This window comes from Enterobacter sp. E20, assembly GCF_000801755.2.
GTDB lineage: Bacteria > Pseudomonadota > Gammaproteobacteria > Enterobacterales > Enterobacteriaceae > Enterobacter > Enterobacter asburiae_B.
This window is the reverse complement of sequence record NZ_CP012999.1, coordinates 4,110,644-4,125,260: the sequence shown is the minus strand read 5'-3', so window position 1 is coordinate 4,125,260 and position 14,617 is coordinate 4,110,644. Positions and strand designations below refer to the sequence as shown.

The window sequence follows — 14,617 nt, the reverse complement described above, 5'->3', positions numbered from 1 at the left end:
GCTCATGCTGGCGCTGGCCGGGCTGCTGGCCATCGCGCTGTGGCTTCGTCATGACAACCTGAACCTGTCCCGTTCCTTAGCTACGGCCAATCGGGTCGCCAGCGAGCAAAAAACGGCCCTCGCCACGCTTAATCAGCAGCTGTCCCTGTCGCAGCGGATGGCCAGAGCAAATGAAAACGCCCAGGTCAGGCTCCGTGAGGAGCTTGTCACCGCGGGCGAGGAGAGGGCAAGACGGGAAGCGACTATCGGGAGATTACTCAATGAAAATGAAGCGTTACGCCGCTGGTATACCGCTCAGCTGCCTGATGCTGTCCGCAGGCTGCACACCCGCACCGCCTGCGCCTCCGCAGCCCATTGTTTACAACGCCTGCCCGAAGGTGAGCCGCTGCCCGATGCCGGGGAGCGAACCCGCCACTAACGGCGATCTCAGCGCGGATATTCGCAGGCTGGAATACGCCCTTATCGCCTGCGCGCTGCAGGTTGAAATCATCAAAGACTGTCAGGATAAACTCGATGCACAAACTCAAGAGCCTGCGTCAGGCATTAATTGACGCGATCCCCCAACTCAATGCCAACCCGGAGCGCCTGCAGATGTCGGCCGGAGGCGGCAATATTGACGCCCGACTGGCCTCCTCGCTCTCCTTTGAAAAGCGGTATGCGCTGAACGTGAAGGTTAGCGGCTTCACCGGCGACAGCGAGGGATTTTTCGTCCCGGTGCTGGCCTGGCTTCGGGAAAACCAGCCGGATATTTTTACCCTCGATGAAGGCCGTAAAAACGGTTACACCTTCGCGATCGTCTTAAACGATGACGATACGATGAATATCACCATCAGCGTGCAATTAACCGAGCGTATTCTTGTTTCCCAGGAGCAGGGCGCTCTGCACGCGACGTATTCCCCCGAGCCGCCGCTGCCGGAGCCCGTCACGCGTCCGAAGGCGCTGTACGTTAACGGCGAGCTGGTCAGCCAGTGGGAGGAGTAATTTCCTCGCGCTGAAGGCCGCCATCCGACTGCCGTCTGGACCGCTTGTTGTATCATCCCGCAGAAAACCCCGTCTCGTTGCTGCCGTTCCTCCTGAACGGCATTCTCTTCTCATGAATACATTAACTTCCATGAACGGCATCGCTCGCGCGATCCGCAATCTTATTCGTATCGGTGTTGTGACCGATGTTGACCTCAGCAGAGGGCTTTGTCGTGTCCAGACCGGCGGGATGAAAACCACCTGGCTGAACTGGCTCACCTGTCGTGCGGGACGTTCGCGCGTCTGGTGGGCCCCTTCCGAGGGAGAGCAGGTGCTGCTGCTGGCCATCGGCGGCGAGCTTGATACCGCCTTTGTGCTGCCCGGCATTTTCTCTGACGACCATCCGGCGCCGTCCGGGTCACCTGATGCGTTCCACGTCTCGTTTCCTGACGGGGCGGTCATCGAGTACGAACCCGGTCACGGGGCGCTGACGGTTACAGGCATTAAAACGGCCGACATTACCGCCTCTGAATCGCTGACCGCCACAGTGCCGGAGGTGAGGGTGACGTCAACGTCCCGCATTACGCTGGATACGCCTGAAGTGGTGTGCACTAACAAGTTAATTACTGCCTCTCTTGAAGTGCAGAAGGGCGGCTTGATGGCCGGAAATATTGAGCATTCCGGCGGTAAATTCACCTCCAACGGGGTGCAGTTGGATAACCACGCGCACGGCAGTGTGCAAAGCGGTGGAAGCTGGACTAAGGGGACACAATGACGGTGCGTTACAGGGGGATGAACAGGCAGACCGGGCTTAGCCTTTCAGAGGCGGAACACATCCGGCAAAGCGTGCGCGACATTCTGGTTACGCCGATTGGCTCGCGGGTCATGCGGCGGGATTACGGCTCGCTGCTGGCGGCGATGATCGACAGGCCGCAGAGCCCGGCGCTGCGTCTGCAAATCATGGCCGCCTGTTATTCCGCCATCCAGAAATGGGAGCCGCGAATAAGCCTGACGGCCATCACTTTCGAGCGTTCGGAGAACGACGGGACGTTGTATGTCGATATCACCGGCACGCGCCCGACCTCCGGGCAATCCTTTTCTATCACCATTTCACTGAGTTAAACGCTATGGCTATTGTTGATCTGAGCCAGCTCGCCGCGCCTGATGTCGTGGAGGAGGTGGATTATGAAACGCTGTTGGCAGAACGAAAGGCCACTTTTGTCTCCCTCTATCCGGAAGAGGAGCGAGAGGCGATTGCACGGACGCTGACGCTGGAATCCGAGCCGATTGTGAAGCTGCTGCAGGAGAATGCCTACCGGGAAGTTATCTGGCGCCAGCGGGTTAATGAGGCTGCGCTGGCCGTGACGCTGGCCTATTCTTCCGGTCACGATCTGGACGTTATTGCGGGAAACAATAATACCGAACGCCTGACCATCACCCCGGGCGATGACACTACCATTCCGCCAACGGCTGCCGTCATGGAGTCTGATGCTGACCTGCGACTGCGTGCGCAGCAGGCCTTTGAAGGGTTGAGCGTCGCGGGGCCGGTTGGAGCCTATGAATATCATGGTCGAAGTGCCGACGGGCGGGTCGCTGACGTTTCGGTTGAAAGCCCTCAGCCCGCATACGTGACGATTTCGGTGTTATCCCGTGAGGGGGATGGTACCGCTCGTCCTGAACTACTGGCGGTTGTTGAAAAAGCGCTTAACGCTGAAACCGTCCGCCCGGTCGGCGATCGTGTAACTGTCCAGTCAGCAGAAATTGTGCCTTACAAGATAAACGCAACGCTCTACGTTTATCCCGGACCAGAAGCTGAACCCATCAGGCAAGCTGCAGAGCAGAAGCTGCGGAATTATATCAGCGCGCAGCATCGCCTTGGACGCGATATTCGTCTCTCGGCCATCTATGCAGCACTTCACGTTGAAGGCGTGCAGCGCGTGGAACTGGAATCTCCCCACTCTGACATTGTACTGAGTAAGTCGCAGGCCTCGAACTGTACCTCGTATCAGATAGCGATCGGGGGTTCGGATGAGTGAAAGGCTGTTACCCGTTGGATCCTCGCCGCTGGAAGTCGCCGCTGCCGCTGCGCTCTCGAATATTGAACGAGTGCCGGTACCGCTACGCACCTTATGGAACCCCAGCGCGTGCCCGGTGAATTTACTTCCCTACCTGGCATGGGCGCTGTCGGTAGACCGTTGGGATGAGGCGTGGCCGGAGAGCACGAAGCGCAGCGTCATTATGTCCTCGTTTTTCGTCCATCAGCACAAAGGAACCATCAGCGCATTGCGTCGTGTGGTGGAACCGCTTGGCTTTTTGATTGAGGTGCGCGAGTGGTGGCAGCTCGGTGAGGAGCCTGGCACATTCCGTCTGGTTGTCGGTGTGCTTGATAACGGCATCACTGACGAAATGTATCAGGAGCTTGAACGGCTCATTGAGGATGCCAAACCGGCAAGTAGACACATGACCGGGCTGGCTATCAGCCTGAGCTCAACGGGAGAGTTTTATGTTGGCGCAGGATGCTATCACGGCGATGCGCTGGCTGTTTACCCCTATACCACTGAGGAACTTATTGTCAGTGGTGATTATTACCCGGCCTCGGCCATCCATTTGATTGATAACCTGAGAGTGAACGCATGACCGCAAAATATTTTGCCATACTGACGAATCAGGGCGCGGCGCGGCTAGCTAACGCGACGGCACTTGGTACGCAACTCAGCCTGACGCAAATGGCGGTAGGCGACGCCAACGGAACGTTGCCAACCCCCGACCCGGCGCAGACGAAGCTCGTCAACCAAAAACGCATAGCGCCGCTGAACCTGCTCGCTGTTGACCCAAACAATACCAGCCAGATCATCGCTGAACAGATTATTCCCGAGAATGAGGGCGGTTTCTGGATCCGAGAGATCGGTCTCTATGACGACGACGGCATTCTGATCGCCGTGGCTAACTGCCCGGAGACATATAAGCCTCAGCTGCAGGAAGGCAGTGGCCGCACGCAGACCATTCGCATGATTCTTATTGTGTCGAGCACATCGTCAATTTCCCTGAAAATTGATCCGTCGGTTGTGCTGGCAACGCGTCAGTACGTTGACGATAAAGCTCTTGAGGTAAAGAGCTATGCTGATGATCAGATGAAAAAGCATATTGCTGCTGATAATCCGCATAAACAGTACCCTTTAATCGCCAATGCGTTAAAAGAAATTGCCGATGCGGGGTTGAGCGCTGAGGTTCTCAAAAACCTTGGTTTGGGAGAAGGCTCTGCTTTGCCGGTTGGCGTCCCCGTTCCGTGGCCGTCAGCAACTCCACCGACGGGGTGGCTTAAATGCAACGGAGCGGCGTTCGCGGCTGCGCAATATCCGAATCTGGCTCTGGCTTATCCAACCTTGAAACTTCCAGACTTACGCGGGGAGTTTATCCGTGGCTGGGATGATGGACGTGGAGTTGATTCCGGGCGCGGCCTGCTATCGCTTCAGATGGGTAGTTTGATGGCTGTATCTATTTCCGGCAGTACAGAAGATGATGTGATGAACACCATGCATGTATATGCACCTCCTGACTACAAACCATTAATGGATGGTGTGGGCATGGATTCAATGGCTAATTATCAAAAGCCTTTTGCTGTTAACCGGCTGTCATCAAACGGCACTATCCCGTACTCAACCGCACAATTAAGTACAACAGTTAGTGGTCAATCCGCAGTGGGTGGTGTGGCAAGGCCACGGAACGTCGCATTTAACTACATCGTGAGGGCCGCATAATGGCGAAAGTTGAACTAAATAGTGAATTTATCGCCACAGTGGCTGGGGATATTATCGTCTATAACTTTAACGGTGAGTCCCGTGAATTACAGTCCTCATCCGTTGAGTATCTCGCCGTAGGGGTCGGTATTCCAGCCTTATCCTGTACTGATGCGCCAGGAGAGCAAAAGGAGGGTTTTGCCATTTGTCGTACAGCAGACTTTACGGCGTGGGAATATGTTACCGACCATCGAGGTGAAACAATCTACGGCACCAAAACTGGTGAAGCACTTGTTGTATCTTTACCAGGGGATTACCCAGAAGAGACCACGACGCTGGCTCCTGCTACGCCATACGATACGTGGAACGGCAGCGAGTGGGTTACGAATACCGACAAGCTACATACCGCAGACGTGGAAGCTGCAGAAAAGCAAAAATCAGCTTTATTAGTTAAAGCGCAGGCAACGATCAGCCTATGGCAGACGGAGCTGCAGTTAGGCATTATCAATGATAAAGATAAGGCCAGCCTGATGCTCTGGCTGACCTACATAAAGGAATTGCAAGCTGTCATTCCTGACGCTGCACCAAATATCAAATGGCCTACACCGCCGGTTTAACAGGCCAGCTAACATCAGGAGCCGTCGACACATCGACGGCTTTAACCGCAGCTTTATAAGATATCCACGACGACAATTTCTTTTTATTTTCTTCACTTATATCGCCTAGCATCAGCTCTACTCGCCAGTCGGAGGTTAGGTCATCTGCATTAACGAGGAGTGCTTGTCGGTATTGTTCTGCATCAGCAATATCACCTTGATGTTTTGCGGCAGAATCCGTGACCCATTTTTCTCCGTCCCATTTATCGTACGGTGATGCAGGAGCATTGGGCGTTGCACCTTCGGGATATTCCCCCAGTGCCGTCACTTCAACTTGTTGCATCGTCTCTGTGCTGTATACCGTTTCACCACGGTGGTCAGTGATATATTCCCATGATGAAAGGTCTTCTGTACGGCAAATGGCAAAGCCGGTTTTACCCTCTCCCGGAACATCAACGCAGGAATTTGCAGGAATACCTACCCCCACGGCGAGATACTCAACGTATGAAGACAGATATTCGCGTGTCTCACCATCGTAGTTAAACACGGTGATTTCCCCTGCCATCGTGGCGATCATGTCCTGATTTAATTCAGCTTTAGCCATCATGCAGCCCTCACGATGTAGTTAAATGCGATGTTTCGCGCACGAGTTTCAGTTGCAGTGCGGACTGCGCGTGATGCATCAAAAGACCAGTTACAGGCACCATATCCAACAGCAGGGCCGGGAGCAGGAGACAAACCAACGGAACCTAGCTGGTCGATTTGATTAAACGGACCAGTGTACATCGTATCTTGAAATAGCTGGGTTCTTCCCAACGTCCCGACAATATTTTGAATAGCATCCCCCTGAGCCGACAGTAAGCTACGCCCGGAATCAACTCCACGTCCATCATCCCAGCCACGGATAAACTCCCCGCGTAAGTCTGGAAGTTTCAAGGTTGGATAAGCCAGAGCCAGATTCGGATATTGCGCAGCCGCGAACGCCGCTCCGTTGCATTTAAGCCACCCCGTCGGTGGAGTTGCTGACGGCCACGGAACGGGGACGCCAACCGGCAAAGCAGAGCCTTCTCCCAAACCAAGGTTTTCGAAAATGCGTGTTTATCCATTAAATGGCATGATTTCCGGTTTTGACGGAGAGAAATACCATGCTTATTGGCTATGTACGCGTGTCAACAAATGAACAAAACACCGCCTTACAGCGTGACGCGCTGCAGCGTTCAGGATGTGAGCTCATTTTTGAAGATAAAATCAGCGGTAAATCGACAAGCAGACCGGGACTCAATCGAGCCCTCAGACAACTTAATGCGGGCGATACTCTCGTTGTATGGAAACTTGATCGGCTCGGGCGCAGTATGCGCCACCTTGTTTCAATGACCGAGGAACTACGCCAGCGAAGCATTAACTTCCGCAGTTTGACTGATAGCATTGATACCTCAACGCCAATGGGTCGTTTCTTCTTCCATATCATGGGGGCGCTTGCTGAAATGGAGCGTGAACTCATTGTCGAGAGGACGTGCGCCGGGCTGGCCGCAGCGCGAGAACAGGGACGAATTGGTGGCAGACGCCCTAAATTGACGCAGGAGGAATGGGCTCAGGCTGGCAGGCTGATTGCTTCCGGGGAATCCCGACAGCGCGTTGCGTTAATTTTTGATGTGGGTATTTCCACGCTTTATAAAAAATTCCCCGCCACGATAGTCGGACAATCGTTGTGCCAGCGGCCGCTGGACAGGGATGGTTAGCTCATAGCAAGCCCAGCCGCGACAATATCACTCACCAACTAACCAAGGAGTTAAACGGATGAGTGATTTTCACCACGGCGTGGAAGTTATCGAAATCAACGATGGCACCCGCACCATTTCCACCGTCTCGACGGCAATCATCGGCATGGTCTGTACGGCCAGCGATGCTGACGACAAGACATTTCCTTTAAACGAGCCCGTGCTCATTACCAACGTGCAAAACGCGATTGCGAAAGCCGGCAAGGCGGGGACGCTGTCCGCTTCTCTGCAAGCGATCGCCGACCAGTGCAAACCGGTTGTCGTGGTTGTTCGCGTGGCCGAAGGCACCGCTGAAACCCCGGAAGAGGCGCGCAAGCAGACCGTTTCCAATATCATCGGTACTACCGATGAAAACGGTATCTATGGTCACTCCCGTTTTTGCAACACCGATTTTGACGACAAGTTGGCTTGCTTGAATCTATCCGGCGTCTGAATGGGATTTTATTCCCGCGCCTTGATGAGTTCCGCGCCTGATGAACCTCCAGAAAATATACGGCTTCAATGAGCCTTTCCGTTTTACAGGTTCCTCAACAGGCCGGTGGGCCGTTAGTATCATCAATATCAGTATTCGCAAAACCAGATCAGTAATTCTTTAAACCGGTGTATTTCTGCCGTTATGCTACATAAGTTTGCTGTCGTGCCGTTAGGGCCCAGGCTATTCTGGCCAGCTTGTTTGCCAGAGCACAAGTGACGACAAAGTTGCTTTTCCGGCACAGTAAATCCCTGACCCAATCGGCCAATTTGCCAGACTGGTGTTCCAGTTTTTGTATGAATACCCTGGCACATTGAACCAACAAAGTTCGGATCTTTTTATTACCTCGCTTACTAATTCCCAGCAATGTCGTCCTACCTCCCGTGCTGTACTGCCGAGGTACAAGCCCTGTTGCCGCCGCAAAGTCACGGCTGCTGGCGTACTGCTTCCCGTCGCCAATCTCAGTTGAAATAGTACTCGCTGTCAGTGTTCCGACGCAGGGAATGCTCAGCAAGCGCTGTCCAACCTCATCTTCGTCCAACTTTCGTTTCAACTGGGATTCCAAATCTTTAATCTGCTCAACAAGATAGTGATAATGCTGTTGTAATTTCAGCAATAACTGGCTGAGGTAAAGAGGCAAACTATTATCCTCAAGAATGGTACTCAGTCGGCTAATAACGGCAGCTCCTCGGGGAACGCTAATGCCAAATTCCAGCAGAAAAGCATGCATTTGATTGGTTGTTTTTACCTTATCCTGAACCAGGGATTCACGGACACGATGCAGAGCCCGCATTGCCTGCTGAGATTCCGTTCTGGGCTGCACAAAACGCATAGACGGACGCGATGCAGCTTCACAAATAGCTTCGGCGTCGACAAAGTCGTTTTTATTGCTTTTAACGAACGGGCGGACAAATTGTGGTGATATCAGCTTTGGGGAATGCCCCAACTCTTCCAACTTGCGTGCCATAAAGTGAGAACCGCCACAGGCTTCCATTGCGATGGTTGTAGCGGGGCATGTCGCCAAAAATTCGATCAACTTTGGCCGGGTAAATTTTTTACGGTAAACAGCCTTCCCGCGACGATCCTGGCAATGAATATGGAAAGAGTTTTTACCCAGATCGATACCAATGAGCGCAATGTTTTCCATGATAGTTCTCCGAATGAAAGCCTGTCCTCAGCATAGTACCGGGAAGGAGGGAGTGACCATCTCATTAAATATACCGGCCTGAAGGCGCTTCTCACGGCGAAAACGGTAACCGGCGTCAAGCCACGTATTCTCGGCGTGCCGGGGCTGGATTCTCAGGAAGTGGCGACCGCACTGGCCGCCATGTGCCAGAGCCTGCGCGCGTTCGGCTATGTCAGCGCATGGGGATGTAAAACCATTTCTGAAGCGATTAATTATCGCAAAAACTTCAGCCAGCGCGAGCTGATGGTTATCCATCCTGATTTTCTGGCATGGGATACCACCACGAACGCAACGACGACGGCCTGGGCGACCGCCCGCGCGCTTGGCCTGCGCGCCAAAATCGACCAGACCATGGGCTGGCATAAAACCCTGTCAAACGTTGGCGTCAACGGCGTTACTGGCGTAAGCGCCTCTGTCTCCTGGGATCTGCAGGAACAGGCTACCGATGCGAACCTGCTTAACCAGGCTGGCGTCACCACGCTGATTCGCAACGACGGCTTTAAATTCTGGGGTAACCGTACCTGCTCAGACGATCCGTTATTCGTCTTTGAAAACTACACCCGTACCGCACAGGTGCTGGCCGATACCATGGCGGAAGCGCACGCGTGGGCGATGGATAAACCCATCACGCCAACGCTTATCCGCGACATCGTTTCCGGTATTAACGCCAAGTTCCGCGAGCTGAAAACCAACGGCTATATCGTCGACGGCTCCTGCTGGTATGACCCTGAGTCGAACGATGCATCCACCCTGAAAGCGGGGAAACTGTATATCGATTACGACTACACCCCCGTCCCGCCGCTGGAAAATCTGACCCTGCGCCAGCGCATCACCGATACCTATCTGGCAGACCTGTCAGATTCGGTTAACAGCTAAGGAGCTGAAGCATGGCGTTACCACGCAAACTTAAGTACCTGAATATGTTCAATGATGGCCTGAGCTATATGGGCGTTGTTGAGTCTGTCACCTTACCGAAGCTGACCCGCAAGCTGGAGAAGTATCGCGGCGGCGGTATGCCGGGCTCGGTCTCTGTCGACCTTGGCCTGGACGATGATGCCCTGGCGCTGGAGTGGACCGTTGGCGGCCTGCCGGACGCCGCGCTGTGGGCGCAGTATGCCTCTCCGGGCGCGGACAGCGTGCCGCTGCGCTTTACCGGCTCTTATCAGCGCGATGATACCGGCGAAATCTCCGCCGTCGAAATCGTCATGCGCGGCCGTCATAAAGAGTTTGATGGCGGTGAAAACAAGCAGGGCGAGAGCGGCACCACCAAGATGTCCACCGAGTGCGCTTACTACCAGCTGACCATTGATGGCAAAGAGATCATCGAAATCGACATCATCAACATGGTGCTCAAAGTCGACGGCGTCGATCGCCTGGCAGAACACCGTAAGGCCATCGGCCTGTAACCCTTTAACCGGCCGGGATGACCGGCCGGTGAGTTAACTTTCTGAAGAGTAACGAAATGGAACATATCAACGAGACCGCCATGAACGAAAGTGAAAACCCACACATCGTCACGCTTGATAGCCCCGTTCAGCGCGGCGAGCAAAAAATCGAAAAGGTGACCGTCGCAAAACCCAATGCGGGGACCCTGCGCGGCGTATCGCTGGCGTCGCTGGCGCAATCTGACGTGGATGCGCTGATTAAGGTGCTGCCGCGAATGACCTCGCCGGCGCTGACCGAGCATGAGGTTGCGCGCCTGGATGCCTGCGATCTGCTCTCTTTTGCAGGTAAGGTGATCGGTTTTTTGTCACCGGCTTCGGCTCGCTGAAATTTCCCGAAAATGTGTCGGTCGACGATCTGATGGCGGATATCGCGGTGATTTTTCACTGGCCGCCGTCAGAACTGTACTCCCTTAGCGTGACCGAACTCCTCTTATGGCGCGAAAAAGCGCTGCAGCGAAGCGGAAACCACCATGAGTAATAATGTCAGTCTTCAGGAGCTGCTTAAGGCAGTCGACCGGGCAACCCGACCGCTTAACGCTCTCCAGAACGCCAGCCTCACTCTCGCGAGCGATATCCGCGATGCGCAGACGGCGCTGGGGGCGCTCGATGAGCAGGCGGGGCGCATTAACGGCTTCAGAAAAGCAAATGCCCGGCTCGCCACGACGGAGCAGTCGCTTGCTCAGGCGAAACAGCAGGCAGCGGCGCTGGCGGTGCAGTTTAAAAACACGCAAAACCCCACCCAGGCACAGGCTGATGCGCTGACTGCAGCCCGAAAATCGGCGGCCGACCTTAAGCATGAGTACAACAGCTTACGCTACTCGGTACAGCGTCAGCGCGCTGAACTCGCTCAGGCGGGAGTCAACACGCGCACGCTCTCGTCGGATGAGCGTCGTTTACGAACTCACATCAGCGAAAAAACGCAGCAGCTTAACCGGCAGCGGGATGCGCTTGCCCGCGTCAATCAGCAGCAGGAGCGGCTGAGTACCGTTCAGAATCGGTACGAGTCAGGCAAACGCGTTACCGCGCGGGTGCGTCAGCTTGCGAATGCGGGCGTGGGCATGGCAAAAGCGGGCTTTGACCAGACGTCCCGGTTTATGGCGCCTGGCATCAGCTTTGAAAAGCAGATGTCGGCCATTCAGGCAAACCTTGGTCTGGCGAAGGGGGATTCACGGCTTGAGGCGATTCGCCAGCAGGCGCGGGAGGTCAGCGCCAGGACCGGAGTACCTGCAGATACGGTCCTCCAGGCACAAACCGAACTGGCTCGTTCAGGGTATGACGCCGATGGGCTGCTTGCGGCCACCGCGCCAACGGTCAACCTCAGCCTGGCGGGGAATGTCGACGCGGCTAAAGCGGCCGATATGATCGCCAGCACGCAGGCCGCGTACAGCCTGGCCGATACGGATGCGGGACGCATCGCAGATGTGCTTACGCGCGGTTTCACCTCTTCGAATACCAGCCTCGCTGAAATGGTAGCGGCCGTCACCTCTGCTGCGCCCGCTGCGGATGTATCTGGTATGGGGCTTGAAGAGACCACCGCGCTGCTGGGCGTTCTGGCAGAAAAAGGAATGAAAGGTGCCGCCGCCGGGGATGCGCTCAGCGCGATGTTGCGCCATGTTCAGACTCCGGATGCCATAAAAGCCGCGGGGGCGCTGGCTTCCGCTGCGGGTGATGGATCGCTTGATGAAAAACGCCAGCAGTTGCAGGGGGCAAAGGGCAGTACCGCGCTCGCGGCTTCCGTGCAGACCGATAATCTTGACGGCGATATCAACCGATTCCAGGCCGCGTGGAACGGGTTGAAGATTGATGTATTTGATCAAGCGGATGGCACTCTGCGCAACCTGATAACAACCGCAACCGGCTGGCTTGGCACGGCCTCCCTTTGGGTGAATGCCAACCCTGAGCTGACGCAGACCCTCGCCAGCATCGTTGTCGGCGCACAGGCGTTTGCTGGCGTACTGGGTGGCGTAGGCACGGTTATCGGCCCGGTTCTGACGGGAGTCAATATGGTGATTACCGCGGCCGGGATGTTGGGAACGGTATTCAGCGTGGTGGGAGGCGCCATCATGACGGTGCTGGGCGCGCTTAGCTGGCCGGTGATTGCCCTTGGCGCGGCGATTGCTGCCGGTGCTTTACTGATTTTTAAATACTGGGAGCCCATCAGCGCCTTCTTTGGCGGGGTGATGGAAGGGCTTTCGACGGCTTTCGCACCGCTGGGGGCGCTGTTCTCACCGGTGATGGCAGTATTTGACGCTATCTCGGAGAAGCTGGGTGGTATCTGGCAATGGTTCACCGACTTGATTACGCCGATCAAGGCAACGCAGGAAACGCTGGATGGCTGTAAAAACGCTGGCGTGATTTTTGGTCAGGCGCTGGGCGATGCGTTAATGGCGCCGCTTGATCTCTTTAATAGCCTGAGCGGCAAGGCCAGCTGGCTGCTGGAGAAGCTCGGTCTTATCAAAAACGAGTCGGGCGATCTCGACGCCGCTGCGGCAAAAGCAGAAGCGGCATCCTCACCGGCGGGCAGCGCTTATATTCCGGGCGCGGGGATTTCTGGCGGCAGCCTGGGGTATCAGCCGACCATCGCTACTGGAGGACGCTCTTACGTCGATCAGAGTAAAAGCGAATATAACATCACGCTGCAGGGGAGCACGGCCTCCGGAACGGATCTGACGCGTCAAATCCGGGAGACGATAGATAGCATTGAACAGGATAAAGCGAGACGGCAGCAATCCAGCTTTATGTATGGTTGAGGAGAGAAAAAATGTTAATGGTGCTGGGTCTGTTTGTCTTTGAACGACGAACCTTACCGTATCAGTCAATGATATTCACAAAAGACTACCGCTGGGCATCCAGCGCTCGCATCGGGAAACCCAAAGCCTGGCAGTACCTTGGCGAAGGTGAGACATCCTTTAGCCTCTCCGGCTTACTTTACCCGGAACTCACGGGAGGGCGGCTTTCCCTCAAGGCGGTTGAGCTGATGGCAAATGAGGGGCGGGCATGGCCGTTGATAGACGGTACCGGCATCATTCACGGCATGTTTGTCATTGAGAAAGTCACGCACACGCATTCGGATTTTTACAGTGACGGTACCGCCCGAAAAATTGAGTTTACCCTGTCGCTAAAACGCGTGGACGAATCGCTGATGACGACGTTTGGCGACCTGCGAACGCAGGCCTCAGAGCTGGTGGAAAGCGCACGGAATAGCATTGGAGGGCTGGTGGGATGATCACCGAAATGAATATCCGGGCGGGTGGAAAAATCGCCCCTGATTTTATGCTTAAGCTTGACGATCGTGATATCACGCAAAATTTCAGCCATCGTCTTATCAGCCTGACCATGACCGACAAACGGGGGCTGGAAGCCGATCAGCTGGATATTCTGCTGGATGATTCCGACGGGCTGCTGGACTTGCCTGCCCGGGGGGCAAGGCTGTCCTTATGGCTGGGATGGGAGGGAACCCCGCTCGAGGAGAAAGGGGACTTTACGATTGATGCGATTCATTTCCGGGGCGCGCCGGACACGCTGACCATCCAGGGATTCAGCGCAGATTTTCGTGGAAAGCTAAACGTGCGGCGCGAACAGTCGTGGCATGACACGACGATTGGCGCGATAGTCGATACCATCGCTCAGCGTAACCAGTTGACCGCCAGCGTCGCGTCAGGGCTTGCATCCATCGCCATCTCTCATATTGACCAGTCTCAGGAGAAAGACGCGGCCTTCCTCTCCCGCCTTGCTGAACGTAATGGAGCATTTGTTTCAATCAAAGCCGGGAAGATTATCTTTATGAAAGCGGGCCAGGCCGTGACGGCCAGCGGCACTCCGCTTTCCTTAATGATGATTGAACGTGGGGATGGCGATAAGCACCTTTTTTCCATAACTGACCGTGAAAATTATTCCGGCGTAACGGCCAAATGGCTGCAAACGCGTGACCCCAAACAACAAAATCCTCAATTGAGTATTAATCGTCAGTCCGGAGGGCAGCAGACAGAAGCACTGCAGCACCCGGATGCCGCCGCACCGGTAGCGGGAGCAGCAGGCAAGGAGCAGAAACCGCAAGAGAGGCTGGTGGGATCGGCGGAGAACGTATTTGAGCTCACCACGGTTTATGCCTCTGAAGAGCAGGCGCTCAGGGCCGCAGAGGCTAAGTGGCGCGCGCTTCAGCGGGGAACCGTAGAGTTTTCCATCCAGCTTGCCCTGGGACGCGCCGATCTGTTCCCCGAAACGCCGGTACTGGTAAACGGTTTTAAACGCGTCATCGACGAGCAGGCGTGGATCATCAGCGAGGTGGTGCATACCCTCAACGATAGCGGATTTACCACGCAGCTTAAGCTTGAGCTGAACGTCAGCGACGAAAAATTTACTGTTGATAGTGAGTAATGTAGTTGCTATTGGTTTTATTTTGGGTATTATTGATTCACAAAATGTGAATCAAGTGGAGGGGTA

The 14,617-nt window shown here is 55.0% G+C and carries 19 protein-coding genes and 2 pseudogenes; 18 read left to right on the top strand and 3 right to left on the bottom strand.

Annotated elements, in window-relative coordinates:
• The first annotated feature begins 4 nt into the window (after positions 1 to 4).
• The 9 genes from lysB (at position 5) to NI40_RS19175 (ending at position 5,314) form a co-directional block, all read left to right on the top strand.
• Positions 5 to 418 carry an Rz-like lysis system protein LysB gene (gene lysB, locus NI40_RS24365; RefSeq protein WP_249435432.1) on the top strand — a complete coding sequence of 138 codons (414 nt, stop codon included), beginning with the start codon at positions 5 to 7 and terminating at the stop codon, positions 416 to 418.
• Positions 306 to 551, top strand: a complete 246-nt coding sequence (gene lysC / locus NI40_RS24230; protein ID WP_236918787.1) for an Rz1-like lysis system protein LysC — start codon at positions 306 to 308, stop codon at positions 549 to 551. Before lysB ends, lysC begins: the two co-directional genes overlap by 113 nt.
• Positions 514 to 981: a phage tail protein gene (locus tag NI40_RS19205; protein ID WP_039260506.1), complete on the top strand. Its 468-nt coding sequence runs from the start codon at positions 514 to 516 to the stop codon at positions 979 to 981. Before lysC ends, NI40_RS19205 begins: the two co-directional genes overlap by 38 nt.
• A 112-nt stretch (positions 982 to 1,093) precedes the next feature.
• On the top strand, positions 1,094 to 1,735 hold the full coding sequence (locus NI40_RS19200; RefSeq protein ID WP_039260507.1) for a phage baseplate assembly protein V: 642 nt from the start codon (positions 1,094 to 1,096) through the stop codon (positions 1,733 to 1,735).
• Positions 1,732 to 2,082: a GPW/gp25 family protein gene (locus NI40_RS19195; protein WP_033146688.1), complete on the top strand. Its 351-nt coding sequence runs from the start codon at positions 1,732 to 1,734 to the stop codon at positions 2,080 to 2,082. Before NI40_RS19200 ends, NI40_RS19195 begins: the two co-directional genes overlap by 4 nt.
• Before the next feature lie 5 nt (positions 2,083 to 2,087).
• On the top strand, positions 2,088 to 2,996 hold the full coding sequence (locus NI40_RS19190; RefSeq protein ID WP_039260509.1) for a baseplate assembly protein: 909 nt from the start codon (positions 2,088 to 2,090) through the stop codon (positions 2,994 to 2,996).
• Positions 2,989 to 3,597: a phage tail protein I gene (locus tag NI40_RS19185; protein WP_039260511.1), complete on the top strand. Its 609-nt coding sequence runs from the start codon at positions 2,989 to 2,991 to the stop codon at positions 3,595 to 3,597. The genes NI40_RS19190 and NI40_RS19185 overlap by 8 nt, the downstream gene beginning before the upstream one ends.
• The gene (locus tag NI40_RS19180) at positions 3,594 to 4,718 is read left to right on the top strand and encodes a phage tail-collar fiber domain-containing protein (protein WP_055703386.1); all 1,125 of its coding nucleotides are present in this window, start codon (positions 3,594 to 3,596) and stop codon (positions 4,716 to 4,718) included. The genes NI40_RS19185 and NI40_RS19180 overlap by 4 nt, the downstream gene beginning before the upstream one ends.
• Positions 4,718 to 5,314 (top strand): tail fiber assembly protein, encoded by a 597-nt coding sequence (locus NI40_RS19175; protein WP_039263298.1) that lies wholly within the window; start codon positions 4,718 to 4,720, stop codon positions 5,312 to 5,314. The genes NI40_RS19180 and NI40_RS19175 overlap by 1 nt, the downstream gene beginning before the upstream one ends.
• On the opposite strand, the gene NI40_RS19170 is transcribed toward NI40_RS19175, so the two are convergent.
• Entirely contained in the window at positions 5,298 to 5,897 is a 600-nt protein-coding gene (locus NI40_RS19170; RefSeq protein ID WP_039263297.1) for a tail fiber assembly protein, read from the bottom strand. The two genes, NI40_RS19175 and NI40_RS19170, sit on opposite strands and share 17 nt — an antisense overlap.
• A complete protein-coding gene (locus tag NI40_RS23360; RefSeq protein WP_236918786.1) occupies positions 5,897 to 6,349 on the bottom strand; it encodes a phage tail protein in 453 nt (150 codons plus the stop codon). The genes NI40_RS19170 and NI40_RS23360 overlap by 1 nt, the downstream gene beginning before the upstream one ends.
• 89 nt (positions 6,350 to 6,438) lie before the next feature.
• On the opposite strand from NI40_RS23360, the gene NI40_RS19165 reads away from it, so the two are divergent.
• Both NI40_RS19165 and NI40_RS19160 read left to right on the top strand, forming a co-directional pair.
• On the top strand, positions 6,439 to 7,032 hold the full coding sequence (locus NI40_RS19165) for a recombinase family protein (RefSeq protein ID WP_039263295.1): 594 nt from the start codon (positions 6,439 to 6,441) through the stop codon (positions 7,030 to 7,032).
• Between the two features lie 58 nt (positions 7,033 to 7,090).
• Positions 7,091 to 7,435, top strand: a pseudogene (locus NI40_RS19160) (phage tail protein); the annotation flags it as partial.
• A gap of 250 nt (positions 7,436 to 7,685) precedes the next feature.
• Here NI40_RS19160 and NI40_RS19155 read toward each other — a convergent pair.
• Entirely contained in the window at positions 7,686 to 8,690 is a 1,005-nt protein-coding gene (locus tag NI40_RS19155; RefSeq protein ID WP_000427623.1) for an IS110-like element IS4321 family transposase, read from the bottom strand.
• 60 nt (positions 8,691 to 8,750) lie between these two features.
• Here NI40_RS19155 and NI40_RS19150 point away from each other — a divergent pair.
• The 7 genes and pseudogenes from NI40_RS19150 to NI40_RS19120 form a co-directional block, all read left to right on the top strand.
• A pseudogene (locus NI40_RS19150) lies at positions 8,751 to 9,605 on the top strand (phage tail sheath subtilisin-like domain-containing protein); the annotation flags it as partial.
• Between the two features lie 11 nt (positions 9,606 to 9,616).
• Entirely contained in the window at positions 9,617 to 10,135 is a 519-nt protein-coding gene (locus NI40_RS19145) for a phage major tail tube protein (protein WP_023309235.1), read from the top strand.
• A gap of 56 nt (positions 10,136 to 10,191) precedes the next feature.
• Positions 10,192 to 10,500: a phage tail assembly protein gene (locus NI40_RS19140; RefSeq protein WP_033146681.1), complete on the top strand. Its 309-nt coding sequence runs from the start codon at positions 10,192 to 10,194 to the stop codon at positions 10,498 to 10,500.
• A 32-nt stretch (positions 10,501 to 10,532) separates the two neighbouring features.
• Positions 10,533 to 10,652, top strand: coding sequence for a GpE family phage tail protein (locus NI40_RS19135; protein ID WP_023616176.1), 120 nt, complete (start codon positions 10,533 to 10,535; stop codon positions 10,650 to 10,652).
• Entirely contained in the window at positions 10,645 to 12,924 is a 2,280-nt protein-coding gene (locus tag NI40_RS19130) for a phage tail tape measure protein (RefSeq protein WP_039262247.1), read from the top strand. Before NI40_RS19135 ends, NI40_RS19130 begins: the two co-directional genes overlap by 8 nt.
• Positions 12,925 to 12,935: 11 nt before the next feature.
• A complete protein-coding gene (locus NI40_RS19125; protein WP_023309232.1) occupies positions 12,936 to 13,400 on the top strand; it encodes a phage tail protein in 465 nt (154 codons plus the stop codon).
• The gene (locus NI40_RS19120; protein WP_039262246.1) at positions 13,397 to 14,551 is read left to right on the top strand and encodes a phage late control D family protein; all 1,155 of its coding nucleotides are present in this window, start codon (positions 13,397 to 13,399) and stop codon (positions 14,549 to 14,551) included. The genes NI40_RS19125 and NI40_RS19120 overlap by 4 nt, the downstream gene beginning before the upstream one ends.
• Positions 14,552 to 14,617 lie beyond the last annotated feature (66 nt).